Origin of the sequence: Streptomyces sp. NPDC096152, assembly GCF_044763235.1 — a bacterium.
GTDB lineage: Bacteria > Actinomycetota > Actinomycetes > Streptomycetales > Streptomycetaceae > Streptomyces.
Window position 1 is genome coordinate 239924 of the sequence record NZ_JBIWFW010000010.1, and the last position, 18217, is coordinate 258140.

The window sequence follows — 18217 nt, forward strand, 5'->3', positions numbered from 1 at the left end:
ACACCTGGTCGACAGATTCCGTCGCGTAACCAAAAGGCAACAACGGAATCACTTGTTGAGGTCCCATGGCTCTGTCAGGATCGGCACTCAAATCGAGCTGGAGCTACGCCAGCCGCCCCCGTGGACTGCGGGGCGACGGCGGAGGAGAGCGACATGCACAACCCGGGCAACGCCACCCCGGACCGATTCCCGGCACAGGAACGATTCGCGGAGGGCGCGCAGTACATCGCGGGCCGCTTGACCAAGGGCACCTCGGGCCGCACCCACGCGGTGGTCGACCCGGCCACCGGTGCGGAGGTCCTCAGGTACGAGCTGGCCGGGACGGCGGACGTGGACGCCGCCGTCGCCGCCGCCCGCGCGGCGTTCCCCGGCTGGTCGGGCGCCACGCCGGGCGAGCGCTCGGACGCGCTGCACCGCTTCGCCGCCGTGCTCGCCGAGCGCGGGGAGGACCTCGCCCGCGCCGAGTCCCTCCAGTGCGGCAAGCCGCTGAAGCTGACCCGGGAGTTCGACGTCCCGGGCACGGTCGACAACACGGCCTTCTTCGCGGGCGCGGCCCGGCATCTGGCGGGCCAGTCCGCCGGTGAGTACTCCGGCGACCACACCTCCTACGTCCGCCGCGAGCCCGTCGGCGTCGTCGGTTCCATCGCCCCCTGGAACTACCCCCTCCAGATGGCCGCCTGGAAGATCCTCCCGGCGATCGCCGCGGGCAACACCATCGTCCTGAAGCCCGCCGAGCTGACCCCGCTGACCTCGCTGATGTTCGCCCAGGCCGCCACCGAGGCCGGGATCCCGGACGGCGTCGTCAACATCGTCACCGGCACCGGCCTGGAGGCCGGCGAGCGTCTGGTCGCCCACCCCGACGTCGCCATGACCTCGTTCACCGGTTCCACGGCCGTCGGCAGGCGCGTCGCCGAGATCGCCACCGCCTCCGTCAAGCGCCTGCACCTGGAGCTCGGCGGCAAGGCCCCCTTCGTGGTCTTCGACGACGCCGATCTGGAGGCCGCGGTGCACGGCGCGGTCGCGGGCGCGCTCATCAACACCGGGCAGGACTGCACGGCCGCCACGCGCGCGTATGTGCAGCGGCCGCTCTACGAGGAGTTCGTCGCACGGACGGCCGCCCTCATGGAGACCGTCCGGCTCGGCGACCCCTTCGCCCCCGGCACCGATCTCGGCCCGCTGATCTCGCACGTCCAGCGCGACCGGGTCGCCGGCTTCGTCGACCGGGCCCGCGCCTACGCGCGCGTGGTCACCGGCGGCGAGGTCCCGCAGGGGGAGCTGAAGGAGGGCGCGTACTACCGCCCCACCCTGGTCGCGGACGCGGCGCAGGACAGTGAGATCGTCCAGGCCGAGATCTTCGGCCCGGTGCTGGTCGTTCTGCCGTTCGACAGTGATGATGAAGGTATCCGGCTGGCCAACGACACCCCCTACGGTCTGGCCGCCTCCGCGTGGAGCCGTGACGTCTACCGGGCGAACCGCGCGACCCGGGAGATCAAGGCGGGCTGCGTATGGGTCAACGACCACATCCCGATCATCAGTGAGATGCCGCACGGCGGCTACAAGCAGTCCGGCTTCGGTAAGGACATGTCAACGTACTCGTTCGAGGAGTACACCCAGATCAAACACGTGATGTTCGACAACACCGCGGTGGCCAGGAAGGACTGGCACCGCACGATCTTCGGGGACCGGCGGTAGCCGGTTTCCGGCTGCCGCCGGGTGGCACGACCGGCCGCCCGGCGGTAGCCGGTTTCCGGCTGCCGCCGGGTGGCACGACCGGCCGCCGAACTCGAACCACCCTCTCGACTCGATCCACCCTCTCGAAAGGGCACCACGCGCATGGAGCAGTACGAGCCCGACCGCCTCTCACCGGCCCAAGCGGCCGCCATGAGGCGCAGCTTCCGCAACGGCCGGGCCTCCCTCACCCGCCGTTCGCTGCTGCGCGCCTCCGCGGGCGGCGCGCTCACGGTCGGCGGAATCGGGGCGCTGAGCGCCTGCGGCATCCCCGCCGCCGGCAAGACCCAGGGCACCGGCACCAGCCAGGACCACTCGGCCGAGGAGAAGGTCGTCAACTTCTCCAACTGGACCGAGTACATCGACGTCGACGACAGCGGCAAGCACCACCCGACGCTGCAGACGTTCGCCCGGCGGACCGGCATCCAGGTCAAGTACACCGAGGACATCAACGACAACAACGAGTTCTTCGGCAAGATCAAGCCGCAGCTCGCCGCCGGCCAGGACACCGGCCGCGACCTCATCGTCCTCACCGACTGGCTGGCGGCCCGCCTGATCCGCCTGGGCTGGGTCCAGAAACTGGACCCGTCGCACCTGCCCCACGCCTACAGCAACCTGTCGGCCCAGTTCCGCAACCCGGACTGGGACCCGGGCCGCGCCTACTCCTACCCCTGGCAGGGCATCTCCACGGTCATCGCCTACAACAAGAAGGCGCTCGACGGCATCGAGGTCAAGTCCGTCTCCGACCTGCTCGACAACCCCAAGCTCAAGGGGCGCGTCGGCTTCCTGTCCGAGATGCGCGACAGCATCGGCATGACCCTGCTCGACATGGGCAAGGACCCGGCGAAGTTCACCGACGACGACTTCGACGCGGTGATAGCCCGGCTGCAGAAGGCCGTGGACAAGGGCCAGATCCGCCGCTTCACCGGCAACGACTACACGTCCGACCTCACCAAGGGCGACTTCGCCGCCTGCGTCGCCTGGGCCGGTGACGTCGTACAGCTCAAGGCCGACAGCCCGGACGTCGACTTCGTCATCCCCGACAGCGGCTACCTGACGTCGACCGACAACCTGCTGGTCCCCAACAAGGCGCGCCACAAGACGAACGCCGAGCGGCTCATCGACTTCTACTACGAGCCCGAGCAGGCCGCCGCGCTGGCCGCCTACATCAACTACGTGTCTCCCGTCGACGGCGTGAAGCCCTACCTCGCGAAGATCGACAAGGACGCTGCGAACAACCCGCTGATCATTCCCGACAAGGCCATGGCCGCCAAGTCCCACGCCTTCCGCTCACTGACGCAGAAGGAAGAGACGGCCTACGAAGAGAAGTTCGCGAAGCTCACAGGGGCGTGACGACCATGATGACGACAGACACCAGCGGCGACGTCCGCCTCTCCGGGATCAGCAAGACCTACGGCAGCTTCGCCGCCGTACACCCCCTGGAGCTCACCGTGCCGCAGGGCTCCTTCTTCGCCCTGCTCGGCGCCTCCGGCTGCGGCAAGACCACCACCCTGCGCATGATCGCCGGCCTGGAGGAACCTTCCTCCGGCACCGTGCACCTGGGCGATCAGGACGTGACCCACCTGCCGCCGTACAAACGGCCGGTCAACACGGTCTTCCAGTCCTACGCCCTCTTCCCGCACCTCGACATCTTCGAGAACGTCGCCTTCGGCCTGCGCCGCCGCGGCGTCAAGTCGGTGAAGAGGCAGGTCGAGGAGATGCTGGAGCTCGTCCAGCTCGGCGAGCAGGCGCGCAAGAAGCCGCACCAGCTCTCCGGCGGCCAGCAGCAGCGCGTCGCCGTGGCCCGCGCGCTGATCAACCACCCCAAGGTGCTCCTCCTCGACGAGCCGCTCGGCGCCCTGGACCTCAAGCTGCGCCGCCAGATGCAGCTGGAGCTCAAGCGCATCCAGACCGAGGTCGGCATCACCTTCATCCACGTCACGCACGACCAGGAGGAGGCCATGACGATGGCCGACACGGTCGCCGTGATGAACGCGGGCCGCGTCGAGCAGCTCGGCTCGCCCACCGACCTCTACGAGAACCCGCAGACCACGTTCGTCGCCAACTTCCTCGGCACCTCCAACCTCATCGAGGCCGAGGTCGACGCCAAGAGCGGCGACGAGATCGTCCTCAAGGCCGGCGGCGGCAAGCTGACCCTGCCCGAGGCGCGCTGTTCCGCGCCGACGTCCACCGGCGGCAAGGTGCTGGTCGGCGTCCGACCGGAGAAGATCTCCCTGACCCACGCCGACGACGCGGGCGAGATCCCCACCGGCCGCAACCGCATCACCGGCCGGATCGCCGACTCCAGCTTCATCGGCGTCTCCACGCAGTACGTGATCGACAGCCCCGTCTGCCCCGAGTTCGAGGTCTACGCCCAGAACATCGACCGCGACGCCCGGCTGGTCCCCGGCGCCGAGGTCGTCCTGCACTGGAACCCGGCCCACACCTTCGGGCTCGACGCGGCGCAGGACATCGACGCGGGTGTCGAGACGGTCGAGGAGGACGCCGCCTGATGGCCGCCGTCACCGAGGCGCCGCCGCCCCTGGCCCCGGCCGCCCCCGCCAAGAAGCCCCCGCGCAAGAGGGGCCGCCTGACCCCGTACTGGCTGCTGCTGCCCGGCATCCTCTGGCTGCTGGTCTTCTTCGCGCTGCCGATGATCTACCAGGCCTCCACGTCCGTGCAGACGGGCTCCCTGGAACAGGGCTACAAGGTCACCTGGCACTTCGCCACCTACTGGGACGCGCTGTCCCAGTACTGGCCGCAGTTCGTGCGCTCGGTCCTCTACGCGGCCTCCGCCACGATCCTGTGCCTGCTGCTCGGCTACCCGCTCGCCTATCTGATCGCCTTCCGCGCGGGCCGCTGGCGGAACCTGATCATGATCCTGGTGATCGCGCCGTTCTTCACCAGCTTCCTGATCCGCACCCTGGCCTGGAAGACGATCCTCGCGGACGGCGGCCCGGTCGTGGGCGCCCTCAACGCGCTGCACGTCCTGGACGTCACCAACTGGCTCGACTGGACCCAGGGCGACCGCGTGCTGGCCACCCCGCTCGCCGTGGTCTGCGGTCTGACGTACAACTTCCTGCCGTTCATGATCCTGCCGCTGTACACCTCGCTGGAGCGCATCGACCCGCGCCTGCACGAGGCGGCGGGCGACCTGTACGCCAAGCCGTCCACCGTCTTCCGCAGGGTCACCTTCCCGCTGTCGATGCCGGGCGTGGTCTCCGGCACGCTGCTGACCTTCATCCCGGCGGCCGGCGACTACGTCAACGCCGACCTGCTCGGCTCCACCGACACCCGCATGGTCGGCAACGTCATCCAGACGCAGTTCCTGAGGATCCTCGACTATCCGACGGCCGCGGCCCTCTCCTTCATCCTGATGGCCGCGATCCTCCTCATGGTCACCCTCTACATCCGCAAGTCCGGTACGGAGGATCTGGTTTAAATGGCCTTCGTCAACTGGCTCAAGCGCCATCTCGTCGTCATCGCCGGACTTCTGACGCTCGGTTATCTCCTGCTGCCGAACGTCGTCGTCACGGTGTTCTCCTTCAACAAGCCCAAGGGCCGCTTCAACTACGAGTGGCAGCAGTTCTCCACCGCGGCCTGGCGGGACCCGTGCGGCGTCGCCGACCTGTGCGGCTCGCTGGCGATCAGCCTTCAGATCGCCGTGTGGGCGACGATCGGCGCCACCGTCCTCGGCACGATGATCGCCTTCGCGCTGGTCCGCTACCGCTTCCGCGCCCGCGGCGCCGTGAATTCGCTGATCTTCCTGCCGATGGCGATGCCCGAGGTCGTCATGGCCGCCTCGCTGCTCACCCTGTTCCTCAACATGGGCGCCCAGCTGGGCTTCTGGACGATCCTGATCGCCCACATCATGTTCTGCCTCAGCTTCGTCGTCACCGCCGTCAAGGCCCGCGTGATGTCGATGGACCCGAGGCTGGAACAGGCCGCGCAGGACCTGTACGCGGGACCCTTCCAGACCTTCGTCCGGGTCACCCTGCCGATCGCGGCACCGGGTATCGCCGCCGGCGCGCTGCTCGCCTTCGCGCTCTCCTTCGACGACTTCATCATCACCAACTTCAACGCGGGCTCGACCGTCACCTTCCCCATGTTCGTCTGGGGCTCGGCACAGCGCGGCACGCCCGTCCAGATCAATGTCATCGGTACGGCGATGTTCGTCGTCGCCGTCCTGTTCGTCCTGGCCTCGACGGTCATCGGAAACCGCCGCGCCCGGCAGAAGGCGTGAGCGGAAGGAACCCTGTGGGGAGTTGACATCATGGCCCCGAGCGCCATGAGCCGTACCAACGACTGGACCACCTCTCTCTCCGAAGCCCAGCCGGTCCCGTACTGGCTGGACGACCCCGGCCGGCCCCGCCCCGAGCCCGCGCTCACCGCCACCGAGACCTGCGACCTGCTGGTCGTCGGCGGCGGCTACAGCGGACTGTGGACCGCGCTCCTCGCCAAGGAGCGCGACCCCCACACGGACGTGGTGCTGGTGGAGGCCCGCGAGGCGGGCTGGGCCGCCTCGGGCCGCAACGGCGGCTTCTGCGCCGCCTCCCTCACGCACGGCCTGGCCAACGGACTCAGCCGCTGGCCCGACGAGATCCGCACCCTGGAGGAGCTGGGCGCCCGCAACCTCGACGCCATCGAGGAGGCGGTCGCCCGCCACGGCATCGACTGCGACTTCGAGCGCACCGGCGAGATCGACGTGGCGACCGAGCCGTACCAGGCCCGGGAGCTGCGGGACTGGTACGCGGAACTCGAGCGCCGGGGGCTCGACGGGGGCGTCGAGTTCCTCGACCGGGACGCGGTCCGCGCGCAGGTCGCCTCACCGACCTTCGAGGCCGGCCTGTGGGACCGCCGCGGTGTCGCCATGGTCCACCCGGCCAAACTGGCCTGGGGACTCAAACGCGCCTGCGCGCGGCTCGGTGTGCGGATCTACGAGCACACCCCGGCGCTCACCCTGAGGCCCTACGGCGCCGGCATGGCCGTACGCACCCCGTACGGCCGGGTGCGCGCCCGCCGGGTCGCGCTCGGCACCAACGTCTTCCCGAACCTGGTCCGGCGGGTCCGTTCGTACACCGTCCCGGTCTACGACTACGCCCTGATGACCGAGCCGCTCACCGCCGAGCAGAGGGCGTCGATCGGCTGGAGGAACCGCCAGGGGCTCGGCGACAGCGCCAACCAGTTCCACTACTTCCGGCTGTCCGCCGACAACCGGATCCTGTGGGGCGGCTACGACGCCGTCTACCCCTACGGCGGCCGGGTGCGCGCCGAGTACGACGACCGCCCGGAGACCTACGCCAAGCTCGCCGGGCACTTCTTCACCTGCTTCCCGCAGCTGGAGGGGCTGCGCTTCACGCACGGCTGGGGCGGGGCGATCGACACCTGCTCCCGCTTCTCGGCCTTCTACGGCACCGCCCACCGGGGGAAGGTGGCGTACGCGGCCGGATACACGGGCCTGGGCGTCGGCGCCACCCGCTTCGGCGCGGACGTGATGCTCGACCTCCTCGCCGGGGAGCGCACCGAGCGCACCGCGCTGGAGATGGTCCGCAGGAAGCCGCTGCCCTTCCCGCCCGAGCCCTTCGCCTGGACCGGTATCGCGCTCACCAAGTGGTCGCTGGCGCGCGCCGACGCACGCGGCGGGCGGCGCAACCTGTGGCTGAAGGCGATGGACCGGCTGGGCCTCGGCTTCGACAGCTGAGCGCCGGGGGCCCGGAGCCCGGCAGCCGGCTGTGATCCGGTTCACTCCCACGAGCGGCCGGAACCCGCGTAATGCGGGCCGTGGACCTCCCTCTCCCACATGACGCGACCCGCGTCCACGGGAGCAAGGGAGGTCCTCTCATGACTGGGGCGAAGACGGCGGTCCACTGGCTGGCATCGGTCGCGCCGGATCCCCGCGCCTGCCGCCGGCAGTGGGAACGCGACCCCCGCGGGGTCGCGCTGCTGCCCGTCGGCAAGGGCTGGGACGTACTGATCCTGCCCGGCCCGCTCGGTCACGCCACGCTCCACGTCCTCACCGGGGTCCTGGACCGGCTCGGCCCCGTGCTGGCCGGCTTCGGTGACGAGCGGGCGGGGTTCCTGGTGCCGCCGGGCACCGCGGCCCGCTGGCTGGGCACCGGCATCCGCACCGCGGGGCCCGGGACCTGGATCGTGGTGCCGTACCCGGGCAGGACGACCGGCGGCATGCGCTGGCTGGTCCCGCCGGACGGCTCGGGCACCCTGACCGATCCGGCACTGCTGGAACTGGCGATGCACGAGGCGGCGGCCCGACTGGCCGCGGGAGAGGCCCGGTGAGCGCGACGGCCCCTCGCGCTACCGCTCTTCGGGCCGGGTGACGCGGGCGTCGGTCGCGTCCGGCCGGCCCGGACCGGTGCGGGAGGGGAGGGTGCCGCAGGACGGGCGACGGCGGTTCCGGCCGGCGAGCAGCCACAGCGGCGACAGCAGCACCGCGGACAGGCACCAACTCGCGACCACGTCCAGGGGCCAGTGATAGCCGCGCCGGACCAGGCCGTAGGAGACGCCGAGCACGAGGACGGCGCAGACGGCGGCGGCCGTGCGGCGGGCGCGCCGGGTGCGCAGCCGGGGGAGGAGGACCAGGGCCGCGGACCCGTAGGCCACCATGGCGGTGGCCGTGTGCCCGGAGGGGTAGTAGCCGACGCCGGGCGGCATGACCGGGGTGCCGTGGCGGGCCGTGAGGGCCTTGAGGGGGACGACGAGCGCCGGGACCAGGGCCATCGGCACGGCCGCCACGGCGGGCGCCGCCCACCAGCGGTCCGCGCCCGTGGCGCGGCCCCGCAGGGCCGCGTACGCCAGGACGGCCACCAGGACCGGGACCGCCACCTGGGCGCCGCCGAGGTCCGCGAGGAGTTCCGAGAAGCGGTCCGGGTGCAGCAGCGCCCGGCTGACCCGCTCGTCCACGCGCAGCAGCGGGCCGTCGGCGACGACCTGCCAGGTGATCAGCGCGAAGAGGGCGGCCGGGAGACCGAGAAGGAAGAAGAAGAGGGAGAGCGCCCGGAGAAAGGTCGGCCGCCCCGGAACAGGGGGGGTGGTTCCGAGGCGGCCGTTCTGACCGGAACGCCGCGCGCCCCGGGGGGTCTGGGGCGGGCGACTGTCCGATCGGTGAGGAGACCCGGAGCCACGGGCCCCGGTTGTGTGCGCGAGGGCACGACCAGGCTGAAGCTGGGGAGGCCCCGGCCTGAGGCCGCCCACAGTCCCCTGTGAGCGGGGTGTATCTCTCATCTGGGTAGAAGCTACGGCAGCGGATCGCCGGAGGACAGCGGGAATCGCCTCCCGCCATCCACCCCGCACACCTTCTTCACACGCTCTGCCGCTCGCCCCGTCAGACGTGCGACAGGGCAGCTCAGATGCGCGCGAACGCCTGCTCGATGATGTCGAGACCCTCGTTGAGGAGGTCCTCGCCGATCACCAGCGGAGGCAGGAAGCGGAGCACGTTGCCGTAGGTGCCACAGGTCAGGACCAGCAGGCCCTCCTGGTGGCAGGCCTTGGCCAGCGCGCCGGTCGCCTCCGGGTTCGGCTCCTTGGTGTCGCGGTCCTTGACCAGCTCGATGGCGATCATGGCGCCGCGGCCGCGGACCTCGCCGATGATGTCGAACTTCTCGGCCATGGCGCCCAGGCGGGCCTTCATGATCGCCTCGATGTTCTTCGCCCTGGCGTTGAGGTCGAGCTCCTTCATCGTCTCGATCGCGCCGAGCGCGCCGGCGCAGGCGACCGGGTTGCCGCCGTAGGTGCCGCCGAGGCCGCCCGCGTGCGCGGCGTCCATGATCTCGGCGCGGCCGGTGACGGCGGCCAGCGGCAGACCGCCCGCGATGCCCTTGGCGGTGGTGATCAGGTCCGGGACGATGCCCTCGTCCTCGCAGGCGAACCACTGGCCGGTGCGGCAGAAGCCGGACTGGATCTCGTCGGCGACGAAGACGATGCCGTTGTCGGCGGCGAACCGGCGGATCGCGGGCAGGAAGCCCTTGGCCGGCTCGATGAAGCCGCCCTCGCCGAGCACCGGCTCGATGATGATGGCGGCGACGTTGTCCGGGCCGACCTGCTTGGTGATCTGGTCGATGGCCTGCTGGGCGGCCTCGGGGCCCGCATTGTCCGGGCCGGTCGGCCAGCGGTAGCCGTAGGCGACCGGGACGCGGTAGACCTCGGGGGCGAACGGGCCGAAGCCGTGCTTGTACGGCATGTTCTTGGCCGTCAGCGCCATGGTCAGGTTCGTCCGGCCGTGGTAGCCGTGGTCGAACACCACGACAGCCTGGCGCTTGGTGTACGCACGCGCGATCTTGACGGCGTTCTCGACGGCCTCGGCGCCCGAGTTGAACAGCGCGGACTTCTTGGCGTGGTCGCCCGGCGTGAGCTCGGCCAGCGCCTCGGCGACGGCCACGTAGCCCTCGTACGGCGTGACCATGAAACAGGTGTGGGTGAAGTCGGCGAGCTGCGCGGAGGCACGGCGTACGACGGCCTCGGCGGAGGCGCCGACGGAGGTCACCGCGATGCCGGAGCCGAAGTCGATCAGGCTGTTGCCGTCGACGTCCTCGATGACACCGCCGCCCGCGCGGGTGACGAAGACCGGCAGCGTGGAGCCGACGCCCTGCGCGACCGCGGCGAGACGGCGGGCCTGCAGCTCCTGCGACTTCGGGCCGGGGATGGCGGTGACGACGCGGCGCTCCTGCGGAAGTGCGGTCATGGGGACTCCCTGATGATCTTGCGTACCGGACGGTCCGGCGTGCCCGGCACCGGCGGACCGGGACGTTCCGGGCGGGGCGTTTTGCGGACGCATACCTTCTTTTCTCGCAGGCTAGGTGGGTGGGAGAGGGGTGGGCATGCTCCATGTGGGCGTTGTCGGCGGCCGGGGTTGTCCGCCGTGGACATAGAGGTGCGGGGTCCCGGGCGGGACGAATTGTCGCGCGGCTTGCCGCGCAATCGGTGAACTCCCCTTGCCCGGGCGTTAGATTGACTCGCTGATGGTGGACGGAACGGCAGGTCAGGGGGCAAGGGCGATGGACGACGGGACGCAGGAAGCCCGGGGTACGCACGCGAACCCCGTGCCGCGCCCGGCGGTGCCGCGGGACGCTCCCGCGACGCCGCCGCGGCCCGCGCGGCCCCCGGGCGCGCCGGACCCGGCGTACGGCCCGGGGACGGCGGGGCGGGAGCACGCCCCGGGCGCGGCCGGGTCCGCGCGGCACCCGGGCCCGGTGTCGGCCGTGGCGGCCTGGCTGGACGAGTCCCGCCCCGACGCCCCGACCGGCGTCTGGCGCTTCGGCTACCGCCCCCCGAAGGGCGCGCGCAGCCCGGACCGGCTTCCCGCGATCACGGTCGTCGGCCTCCTGGTCCCGCTGGTCGTGGCGCTGTTCGTGTGGTCGCTGTGGCGGCAGGGCGCCCTGCCGTACGAGTGGGCCGTGCTGAAGCTGTTCACGCCGGCCGACTGGTGGTGGGGCGGAACCGTCTCGCCCAAGGGCATGGAGGGCCGCGAGGCCCTGGTCGTCTACGACGGCGTCTTCTTCGGTGTGCTCGTCCTCGCCGTCGGCCGGCTGGGCAGTTGGGCCGACGTCCTGCGGCACTTCGTCGGCCGCCGCCCGCAGCCCGCGCGGGCCCTGTGCGCCGCGGCCGGCGCCCTGGCCGTGCTGAGCCTCGTCTTCCCGGGGGCCTTCCCGGGCGCCGGCTGGGACCCCCTGCCGGTCGTCGACCCGGTCTTCTCCCTCGTGGTCCTGCTCTCGGGCGGCTACGACCTGTTCGCCTCGCAGCTGTTCACCGACGGGCTCTACACGGCCGTCACCCTCCTGGTGGTGTGGCCGTTCGCCCGGCTCGGCGGCTGGTGGGCCTACGCCAAGGAGGCCGCCGCGCGCCGCCGGAGCGCCGCGGACCCGGCGGCGGCGCCGGCCGCGGAGCTGCCCCGCTCCCAGTGGCCGGAACTCAGGCGGGCCGGCCGGGACGAGGCGGCCGACGTGCTGACCGCCGAGGTGGCCGGCGGCCGGATGAACGACGTGGACTGCGCCCGTGTGGAGCGCGCCTGGACCCGGGCCCGGCGCGACGGCGACCTGGCCGCCTTCACGGACACGGTGCTGCGGCAGGGCGCGGCGGCCTGGGTCCACCCCTCGGGAAGCCGGGACCTGCCCGGCCGCACCGCACGGCACGACCTCCTCGGGGAGCAGGTGCGCATCGGACGGTGGGTGCCCGGGGAGCGGGCGCCGCGCGACTACCACGACGCCGGCGCCGCCCTCGGCCCCGACGTCCTCGGCACCTCCCTCCTGCTGGTGGGGCCGCCCGGCTCCGGGAAGACCCGCCAGGTCGTCGAGCCGGTGACCGAAGGGCTCGCGCTGCAGGCCCTCACCGGGCGGTGCGCGGTCGTCGCGGTCTCCGCTGCCGGGGCCCCGCTGGGCCCGGACACGGCGTACGACGTGGTGGTGCGGATCGGTGACCCCGCCTCCGTCCACGACCTCGACCCCTACGCGGAGGCCGACGACCCGGACGAGGCCGCGGACTTCCTCGCCGAGGCTCTGGCGGGCGACCTGGACACGGTGAGCACCCAGGGCGCCGTCACCGCGCTCGCCCAGCTGCTCGGCCCCTACCGGGAGGTGCACGGGCACTTCCCGCCGCTGCCGGTGCTGCGCGAGCTCCTCGAGGGCGAGCCGGGGGCGCTGGCGGCCCTGCGGGCGGCGCTGGCGGACGACGGGCACACCGTGATGCGGCGTGAACTCGACGCCCGGATGCGGCAGGCCGGAACCGCCGCCGACGTGGGCCCGGCGCTGGCCGGCCGGCTGGCGCTGCTGGACCGGCCGGCCTTCGCCGAGTTCTTCGGCGTCGGGGGCGCGGGACGGTCCTTCTCGCTGCGGGCGGTCGCCCACCATCCGCTGCGGGTCCGCATCGACCTGCCCGAGCGCGGGCACGAGGAGGCCTGCCGGCTGATCACCCGGCTCGTCCTCGCGCAGTTCCACGGCGTCGTCCGGGACGCGCGGCGTCCGCACTTCGCCTGCCTGGTCCTCGACGACGCCACCGGGACCGTGACCCCGGAGTCGGTCCGCCGCATCCAGCGCCTGCGCTCCCAGAACGCCGGTGTCGTCCTCGCCCTGCGCACCGTCTCCGACGTCCCCGAGGCACTGCACGGCCCGCTGCTCGGCGCCGTCGGCTGCCGCATGGCGCTGTGCGGCGTCACCACCTGGGACGGCAGCCGGTTCGCGCACGCCTGGGGCACCGCGTGGGTGGAGACGAAGGAGGTCGCCAAGCACACCGTCTTCGCCGACCAGCCCATGACCCGGGCCCTGCACGCGCTGCGCAAGCTGGTCACCGGCAAGGCCGTCACCACCGACGCCGTGACCACCAAGCAGGTCGAGCGGGAGCGCTGGTCCGCGTCCGAGCTGGCCCACGAGGTGCCGCCGGGCCACGCGGTGCTGTCGCTCACCAGCGTGCGGGGCGAGCACGCGCCGCCGCTGCTGGTGGATCTGCGGGGGTGACGATCCGTCGGCGGGTGTACGGCTCCGAGAGGGTCCGGATCTGAAGTCGTGCATTTTTGAACCGGACATCTGTACGTAGGGTCACACGGCGACCGTACGGTGAGGCAGAATCGGCATGGGTCGTTCATACGAGACGGCCAAAAGATCACAATGATCACCCGATCTCCGCAGACCTGAAGGCCTCATGCCCCCGACGCTCGCCTCGCTCGTGCACCACTCGGCGCTGAAACTGACCGTGCGCGCGGGCGAGGACCGCCTGGACGTCCCCGTCCGCTGGGCCCATGTCAGCGAGCTCGCCGACCCGGTGCCGTACATGGAGGGCGGCGAGCTGCTGCTGGTCACCGCGCTGAAGCTGGACGCGGAGGACCCGGAGGCCATGCGCCGCTACGTGAAGCGGCTGGCCGGCGCGGGGGTCGTCGGGCTCGGCTTCGCCGTCGGCGTCAACTACGACGAGATCCCCGAGGCGCTCGTCGCCGCGGCCGAGGAGGAGGGCCTGCCGCTGCTGGAGGTGCCCCGCCGCACCCCCTTCCTCGCGATCAGCAAGGCCGTCTCCGCGGCCATCGCCGCCGACCAGTACCGGTCGGTCACGGCGGGGTTCGCCGCCCAGCGCGAGCTGACCCGGCAGGCGCTGAACGCCGGGCCGGAGGGTCTGCTCGCCGCGCTCGCGGCCCAGGTCGACGGCTGGGCGGCGCTGTACGACGCCTCGGGCGCCGTCGTCGCGACCGCGCCGGAGTGGGCGGTGCGGCGGGCCGCCCGGCTCACGGCGGAGGTCGAGCGGCTGCGGGACCGGCCCGCGCCCGCGAGCGCGGTGGTCGGCGGCCCCGAGACGGAGGACCGCGTCGAGCTGCACTCCATCGGCACCGGGCGCCGCCCGCGCGCCGCGCTCGCCGTCGGCACGGCCGCGACCCTCGGCAACGCCGAGCGCTACGCCGTCCACTCCGCCATCGCGCTGCTGACGCTCACCACCGAGCGGTCGCGCTCCCTGCACGCGGCCGAGCAGCGGATCGGCGCGGCGGTGCTGCGGATGCTGCTCGCCGGGCAGCCGGACCACGCCCGCGCCGTCGCCGGCGACCTCTACGGCGGTCTGCTGGACGCCCCGTTCCGGGTGATCGTCGCCGAGTCCGCCTCGGCGTCGGCCGCGCGGGCGCGCGCCGACGCCCACGCGCGCGTGCCGTCCTCACCGTCCTCCGCCGCTTCCGCCTCGGCGGCGGGGGCCGCCGCCCCCGCGCCGGGCCCCGCCGCGCCCGACGCCTCTGTCGTTTCGGGCTCCTCCACCTCCCGTTCCGCGCGGGCGGGGTCGGCGCCGGTGGCCCCGGCAGGGGTGCTCGCCGTCGCGGTCGGGGCGGGCGACCCGCTCGCGGGACTCGCCGAGGTCGCGGAGGCGGCCGCCGCGCGGTCCGGTGAGACGGTACTGGTGGTGCCCGAGGGGCAACGGCTGGTGGTGCTGGCCGCGGACGGCGGCGCGGCGGTCGCGGCGTGCACGGAGTACGCGGCGGCGCTGGAGGCCGCCCGGGCCGCGGCGGTACGGGAGCAGTCGGGCGGCGGCGACGAGGACGAGCTCGTCGTGGGGCTGTCGGCGCCGGCCGGGCCCATCGCGGCCGCCGGGGCGTACAAGCAGGCCGAGCAGGCGCTGTCGGTGGCGCGGCGGCGCGGCCGGGTGTGCGTGGAGCACGAGCAGGTCGCGTCCGGTTCGGTGCTGCCGCTGCTGGCCGACGACGCGGTGCGCGCGTTCGCGGACGGGCTGCTGCGGGCGCTGTACGAGCACGACGCGACGGGCCGCGGGGACCTGGTGGCCTCCCTTCGGGCGTGGCTCTCCCGGCACGGCCAGTGGGACGCGGCCGCCGCCGACCTCGGCGTCCACCGCCACACCCTGCGGTACCGCATGCGCCGGGTCGAGGAGATCCTCGGCCGCTCCCTGGACGACCCGGACGTCCGGATGGAGCTCTGGCTGGCCCTGAAGGCGACCTCGACGGAGTGAGCCCGGCCGCGCGGAGCGACCGGCGCCCCGGAGGCCGTAGGCCAATTCGTAGCGTCCCCGCCCGCCACTGCTACGGGTCGGACAAACGACCCCCGGCCGGGCCCGCCCTACCGTGGAGCCCGCAAGCCAAGAACACACCTCTCAACGCGGAAGGGCCGGGACTCGTATGACTTCCAACCACGCCTTCTGGCTCGCCGGCCGCCAGGTCACCGGCGAGGACACCTTCGACGTCACCAACCCGTGGGACGGGCGCCTGGTCGGCAAGGTGAGCGTGCCCACCGACGCCCAGGTCGAGGAGGCCGTGGCCGCCGCGTACGCCGTGCGGGACGAGTTCGCCGCCACCCCGGCGCACGTGCGCGCCGCCGCCCTGGCCCACGTCGCCACGCGGCTGGCCGAGCGCACCGAGGAGATCGCGCAGCTGATCTCCGCCGAGAACGGCAAGCCGATCAAGTGGGCCCGGGGCGAGGTCGGCCGCGCCGTCTCCGTGTTCCGGTTCGCCGCCGAGGAGGCCCGGCGGTTCAACGGCGGCGAGGCCCAGCGTCTGGACACCGACGCCGGCGGCCAGGGGCGCCTCGCGCTCACCCGCCGCTTCCCGAAGGGTGTCGTCCTCGGCATCGCGCCGTTCAACTTCCCGCTGAACCTGTGCGCCCACAAGGTCGCCCCGGCCATCGCCGCGGGTGCCCCGATCATCCTCAAGCCGGCCCCGGCCACCCCGCTCTCCGGCCTGATCCTCGGCGAGCTGCTCGCCGAGACCGACCTGCCCGCCGGCTCCTGGAGCATCCTGACGGTCGCCAACGACCGGATGCCCGCGCTGGTGCAGGACGAGCGCCTTCCGGTCATCTCCTTCACCGGCTCGGAGAAGGTCGGCTACGCGATCATGGACTCGGTGCCGCGCAAGCACTGCACCCTGGAGCTGGGCGGCAACGGCGCGGCCGTCGTCCTCGCCGACTGGGCGAGCGACGAGGACCTCGACCGGGCCGCGACCCGCATCGCCACCTTCTCCAACTACCAGGGCGGCCAGTCCTGCATCTCGGTGCAGCGCGTGATCGCCGACGCCGCCGTCTACGACCGGCTGCTGCCGCGCATCGTCGCCGCCGTCGAGGCACAGGTCACCGGCGACCCCGCCGACGACAAGACCGACGTCGGCCCGCTGGTCAGCGAGGACGCCGCCCGGCGCGTGGATTCCTGGGTGACGGAGGCCGTCGAGGCCGGCGCCACCCTGCTCACCGGCGGCGAGCGCGACGGCGCCACCTACGCGCCGACCGTCCTCACCGACGTACCGGCCGAGGTCACGATCTCCTGCGAGGAGGTCTTCGGGCCCGTCCTCACCGTGCAGAAGGTGGACGGCGAGGCCGAGGCGTTCGCCGCGGTCAACGACTCCAAGTACGGCCTGCAGGCGGGCGTGTTCACCCACGACCTGCAGTCCGCCTTCCGCGCCCACCGCGCCCTGGAGGTCGGCGGCGTGGTCGTCGGCGACGTCCCGTCCTACCGCGCCGACCAGATGCCGTACGGCGGGGCCAAGCAGTCCGGCGTGGGCCGCGAGGGCGTGCGGTTCGCGATGGACGACTACACCTACGAGCGGGTCCTCGTCCTGACCGGTCTCGCGCTCTGATCCCGCCTTCCGCCCCCGGCGCCCCGACGCGGATGTCATCATGACGGTCGCGTGGTGCCGGGGGCGGTGCCGCGCCGGGGGTACGGCGGGGACGCTACGGGGAGGCGAGGGGGGCTCGTGGGGACGACGGTGCTGGGGGAGCTGCGCGGGGCGCAGAAGTCGGCGAAGGGCGTGTCGCTGTACTCGCGGTACGTCAACCGGCCCGCGGGCCGGTATCTGGCGGCCGGCGCGTACCGGCTCGGGCTGACGCCCAATCAGGTCACGCTGGTCAGCGGGGCGTTCACCTTCACCGGCATCGCGGCGGTGGCTCTCGCCCGCCCCTCGTGGCCGCTCGCGCTGGCGGTGTACGCCGCCCTGGCCGTCGGTTTCGCCTTCGACTCCGCCGACGGGCAGCTCGCCCGGCTGACCGGGAAGGGCGGCCCGGCCGGGGAGTGGCTGGACCACGTGGTGGACTGCGCGAAGATGGTCGCGCTGCACTCCGCGGTGCTGATCTCCTTCTACCGCTTCTTCGGCCTTCCCGGCGCCGGCTGGCTGCTGCTGCCGCTCGCCTTCCAGCTCGCGGCCGTGCTCACCTTCTGCGCCGGTCTGCTGACCGAGCAGCTCAAGCGGGGCCGGACCCCGGCCGGCACCCCGGCGGCTCCGCCCTCCCGGCTGCGGTCCGTGGCCCTGCTGCCGGTGGACTACGGGGTGTTCTGCCTGGTGTTCCTCACGCTGGGCGAGCCGCGGCTGTTCCGCGGGGCGTACGCCGTCCTCGCCGCCGTGCACGCGCTGTTCCTCGTGGCGTTCCTCGCCAAGTGGTTCAGGGAGCTGTCCGCGCTTCCCCGGAACCCGGCGTGACCAGCGCGTCCAGGGCCCTGGACAGCAGGGTGCTGGAGGTGTGGACGGTGTACGGGAAGTAGACGACCTCCACGCCGACGGCCGCGAAGTCGCGCTCCAGCCGCTCGCCCTTCTCGGTGCCCCGCCAGTCGTCGCCCTTGAAGATGACGTCGAAGCGGACCTGCTGCCAGGTCTCCAGCTTGTCCGGGACGGTCTCGACGAACGCGGCGTCCACGTGCCGGACGCTGCGCACGATCTCCAGGCGCTCCGGCAGCGGGACCACGGGCGCGCGTCCCTTGGCGAGTTCGGCCATCTCGTCCGAGACCACGCCGGCGACCAGGTAGTCGCACTGGCTGCGGGCGTGCCGGAGGATGTTCAAGTGGCCGATGTGGAACAGGTCGTAGACCCCGGGTGCATAACCGACACGATGGACCATGCGTTCTCCCCCCACAGTGAACGTCAATCCGCCAAAGGGCAGTTGATGGTCCACCGACCTTACTGTGAAGCCCACCTGGAGATCCGGTGAACGGTTAAGGTGGGCGAGGATCGCTTCTGGGGGGAAGGGGACCGGCGTTGACCGGATTCGAGCCCGAGCATGCCCGTACCGAGCACGGCGAACACGCG

General features: G+C 72.5%; 14 protein-coding genes. 11 read left to right on the forward strand and 3 right to left on the reverse strand.

Annotated elements, in window-relative coordinates; translation table 11 throughout:
• The first annotated feature begins 153 nt into the window (after positions 1-153).
• From ACIQ9G_RS31550 to ACIQ9G_RS31580, 7 genes are all read left to right on the forward strand, one after another.
• The gene (locus tag ACIQ9G_RS31550; protein ID WP_403616378.1) at positions 154-1692 is read left to right on the forward strand and encodes a gamma-aminobutyraldehyde dehydrogenase; all 1539 of its coding nucleotides are present in this window, start codon (positions 154-156) and stop codon (positions 1690-1692) included.
• 141 nt (positions 1693-1833) lie between these two features.
• The gene (locus tag ACIQ9G_RS31555; protein ID WP_403616381.1) at positions 1834-3081 is read left to right on the forward strand and encodes a spermidine/putrescine ABC transporter substrate-binding protein; all 1248 of its coding nucleotides are present in this window, start codon (positions 1834-1836) and stop codon (positions 3079-3081) included.
• Positions 3078-4241, forward strand: a complete 1164-nt coding sequence (locus ACIQ9G_RS31560) for an ABC transporter ATP-binding protein (RefSeq protein ID WP_403616383.1) — start codon at positions 3078-3080, stop codon at positions 4239-4241. The genes ACIQ9G_RS31555 and ACIQ9G_RS31560 overlap by 4 nt, the downstream gene beginning before the upstream one ends.
• Positions 4241-5170 (forward strand): ABC transporter permease, encoded by a 930-nt coding sequence (locus ACIQ9G_RS31565; RefSeq protein ID WP_403616386.1) that lies wholly within the window; start codon positions 4241-4243, stop codon positions 5168-5170. The genes ACIQ9G_RS31560 and ACIQ9G_RS31565 overlap by 1 nt, the downstream gene beginning before the upstream one ends.
• The gene (locus ACIQ9G_RS31570; RefSeq protein ID WP_356191264.1) at positions 5171-5971 is read left to right on the forward strand and encodes an ABC transporter permease; all 801 of its coding nucleotides are present in this window, start codon (positions 5171-5173) and stop codon (positions 5969-5971) included. It begins immediately after the preceding gene.
• 30 nt (positions 5972-6001) lie between these two features.
• Positions 6002-7429: an NAD(P)/FAD-dependent oxidoreductase gene (locus tag ACIQ9G_RS31575; protein WP_403616388.1), complete on the forward strand. Its 1428-nt coding sequence runs from the start codon at positions 6002-6004 to the stop codon at positions 7427-7429.
• A gap of 140 nt (positions 7430-7569) precedes the next feature.
• Complete coding sequence (locus ACIQ9G_RS31580) at positions 7570-8022, forward strand: hypothetical protein (RefSeq protein WP_403616391.1); 453 nt, start codon at positions 7570-7572, stop codon at positions 8020-8022.
• Between the two features lie 18 nt (positions 8023-8040).
• Here ACIQ9G_RS31580 and ACIQ9G_RS31585 read toward each other — a convergent pair whose 3' ends face one another.
• A complete protein-coding gene (locus ACIQ9G_RS31585) occupies positions 8041-8967 on the reverse strand; it encodes a phosphatase PAP2 family protein (protein WP_403616394.1) in 927 nt (308 codons plus the stop codon).
• 121 nt (positions 8968-9088) lie between these two features.
• Positions 9089-10423, reverse strand: coding sequence for a 4-aminobutyrate--2-oxoglutarate transaminase (gene gabT / locus ACIQ9G_RS31590; protein ID WP_403616397.1), 1335 nt, complete (start codon positions 10421-10423; stop codon positions 9089-9091).
• A 313-nt stretch (positions 10424-10736) separates the two neighbouring features.
• Here gabT and ACIQ9G_RS31595 point away from each other — a divergent pair, with 313 nt between their 5' ends.
• From ACIQ9G_RS31595 to ACIQ9G_RS31610, 4 genes are all read left to right on the forward strand, one after another.
• Positions 10737-13187 (forward strand): ATP/GTP-binding protein, encoded by a 2451-nt coding sequence (locus ACIQ9G_RS31595; protein ID WP_403616400.1) that lies wholly within the window; start codon positions 10737-10739, stop codon positions 13185-13187.
• 184 nt (positions 13188-13371) lie between these two features.
• Positions 13372-15165, forward strand: coding sequence for a PucR family transcriptional regulator (locus ACIQ9G_RS31600; protein ID WP_403616403.1), 1794 nt, complete (start codon positions 13372-13374; stop codon positions 15163-15165).
• Positions 15166-15331: 166 nt separating this feature from the next.
• Positions 15332-16777 (forward strand): aldehyde dehydrogenase family protein, encoded by a 1446-nt coding sequence (locus tag ACIQ9G_RS31605; protein WP_403616406.1) that lies wholly within the window; start codon positions 15332-15334, stop codon positions 16775-16777.
• Between the two features lie 117 nt (positions 16778-16894).
• On the forward strand, positions 16895-17614 hold the full coding sequence (locus ACIQ9G_RS31610) for a CDP-alcohol phosphatidyltransferase family protein (RefSeq protein ID WP_403616409.1): 720 nt from the start codon (positions 16895-16897) through the stop codon (positions 17612-17614).
• Here the strand turns inward: ACIQ9G_RS31610 and ACIQ9G_RS31615 are convergent.
• Positions 17577-18029, reverse strand: a complete 453-nt coding sequence (locus ACIQ9G_RS31615) for an adenylyltransferase/cytidyltransferase family protein (RefSeq protein WP_403616412.1) — start codon at positions 18027-18029, stop codon at positions 17577-17579. The two genes, ACIQ9G_RS31610 and ACIQ9G_RS31615, sit on opposite strands and share 38 nt — an antisense overlap.
• Between the last annotated feature and the right edge of the window lie 188 nt (positions 18030-18217).

Excerpts from the sequence above, each read along its gene's own strand:
- ACIQ9G_RS31615 (WP_403616412.1), bottom strand. The coding sequence starts at position 18,029 with ATGGTCCATCGTGTCGGTTATGCACCCGGGGTCTACGACCTGTTCCAC.
- ACIQ9G_RS31580 (WP_403616391.1), top strand. The coding sequence starts at position 7,570 with ATGACTGGGGCGAAGACGGCGGTCCACTGGCTGGCATCGGTCGCGCCG.
- ACIQ9G_RS31565 (WP_403616386.1), top strand. The coding sequence starts at position 4,241 with ATGGCCGCCGTCACCGAGGCGCCGCCGCCCCTGGCCCCGGCCGCCCCC.
- ACIQ9G_RS31595 (WP_403616400.1), top strand. The coding sequence starts at position 10,737 with ATGGACGACGGGACGCAGGAAGCCCGGGGTACGCACGCGAACCCCGTG.
- ACIQ9G_RS31555 (WP_403616381.1), top strand. The coding sequence starts at position 1,834 with ATGGAGCAGTACGAGCCCGACCGCCTCTCACCGGCCCAAGCGGCCGCC.
- ACIQ9G_RS31570 (WP_356191264.1), top strand. The coding sequence starts at position 5,171 with ATGGCCTTCGTCAACTGGCTCAAGCGCCATCTCGTCGTCATCGCCGGA.
- ACIQ9G_RS31605 (WP_403616406.1), top strand. The coding sequence starts at position 15,332 with ATGACTTCCAACCACGCCTTCTGGCTCGCCGGCCGCCAGGTCACCGGC.
- gabT (WP_403616397.1), bottom strand. The coding sequence starts at position 10,423 with ATGACCGCACTTCCGCAGGAGCGCCGCGTCGTCACCGCCATCCCCGGC.
- ACIQ9G_RS31575 (WP_403616388.1), top strand. The coding sequence starts at position 6,002 with ATGGCCCCGAGCGCCATGAGCCGTACCAACGACTGGACCACCTCTCTC.
- ACIQ9G_RS31550 (WP_403616378.1), top strand. The coding sequence starts at position 154 with ATGCACAACCCGGGCAACGCCACCCCGGACCGATTCCCGGCACAGGAA.
- ACIQ9G_RS31585 (WP_403616394.1), bottom strand. The coding sequence starts at position 8,967 with ATGAGAGATACACCCCGCTCACAGGGGACTGTGGGCGGCCTCAGGCCG.
- ACIQ9G_RS31600 (WP_403616403.1), top strand. The coding sequence starts at position 13,372 with ATGCCCCCGACGCTCGCCTCGCTCGTGCACCACTCGGCGCTGAAACTG.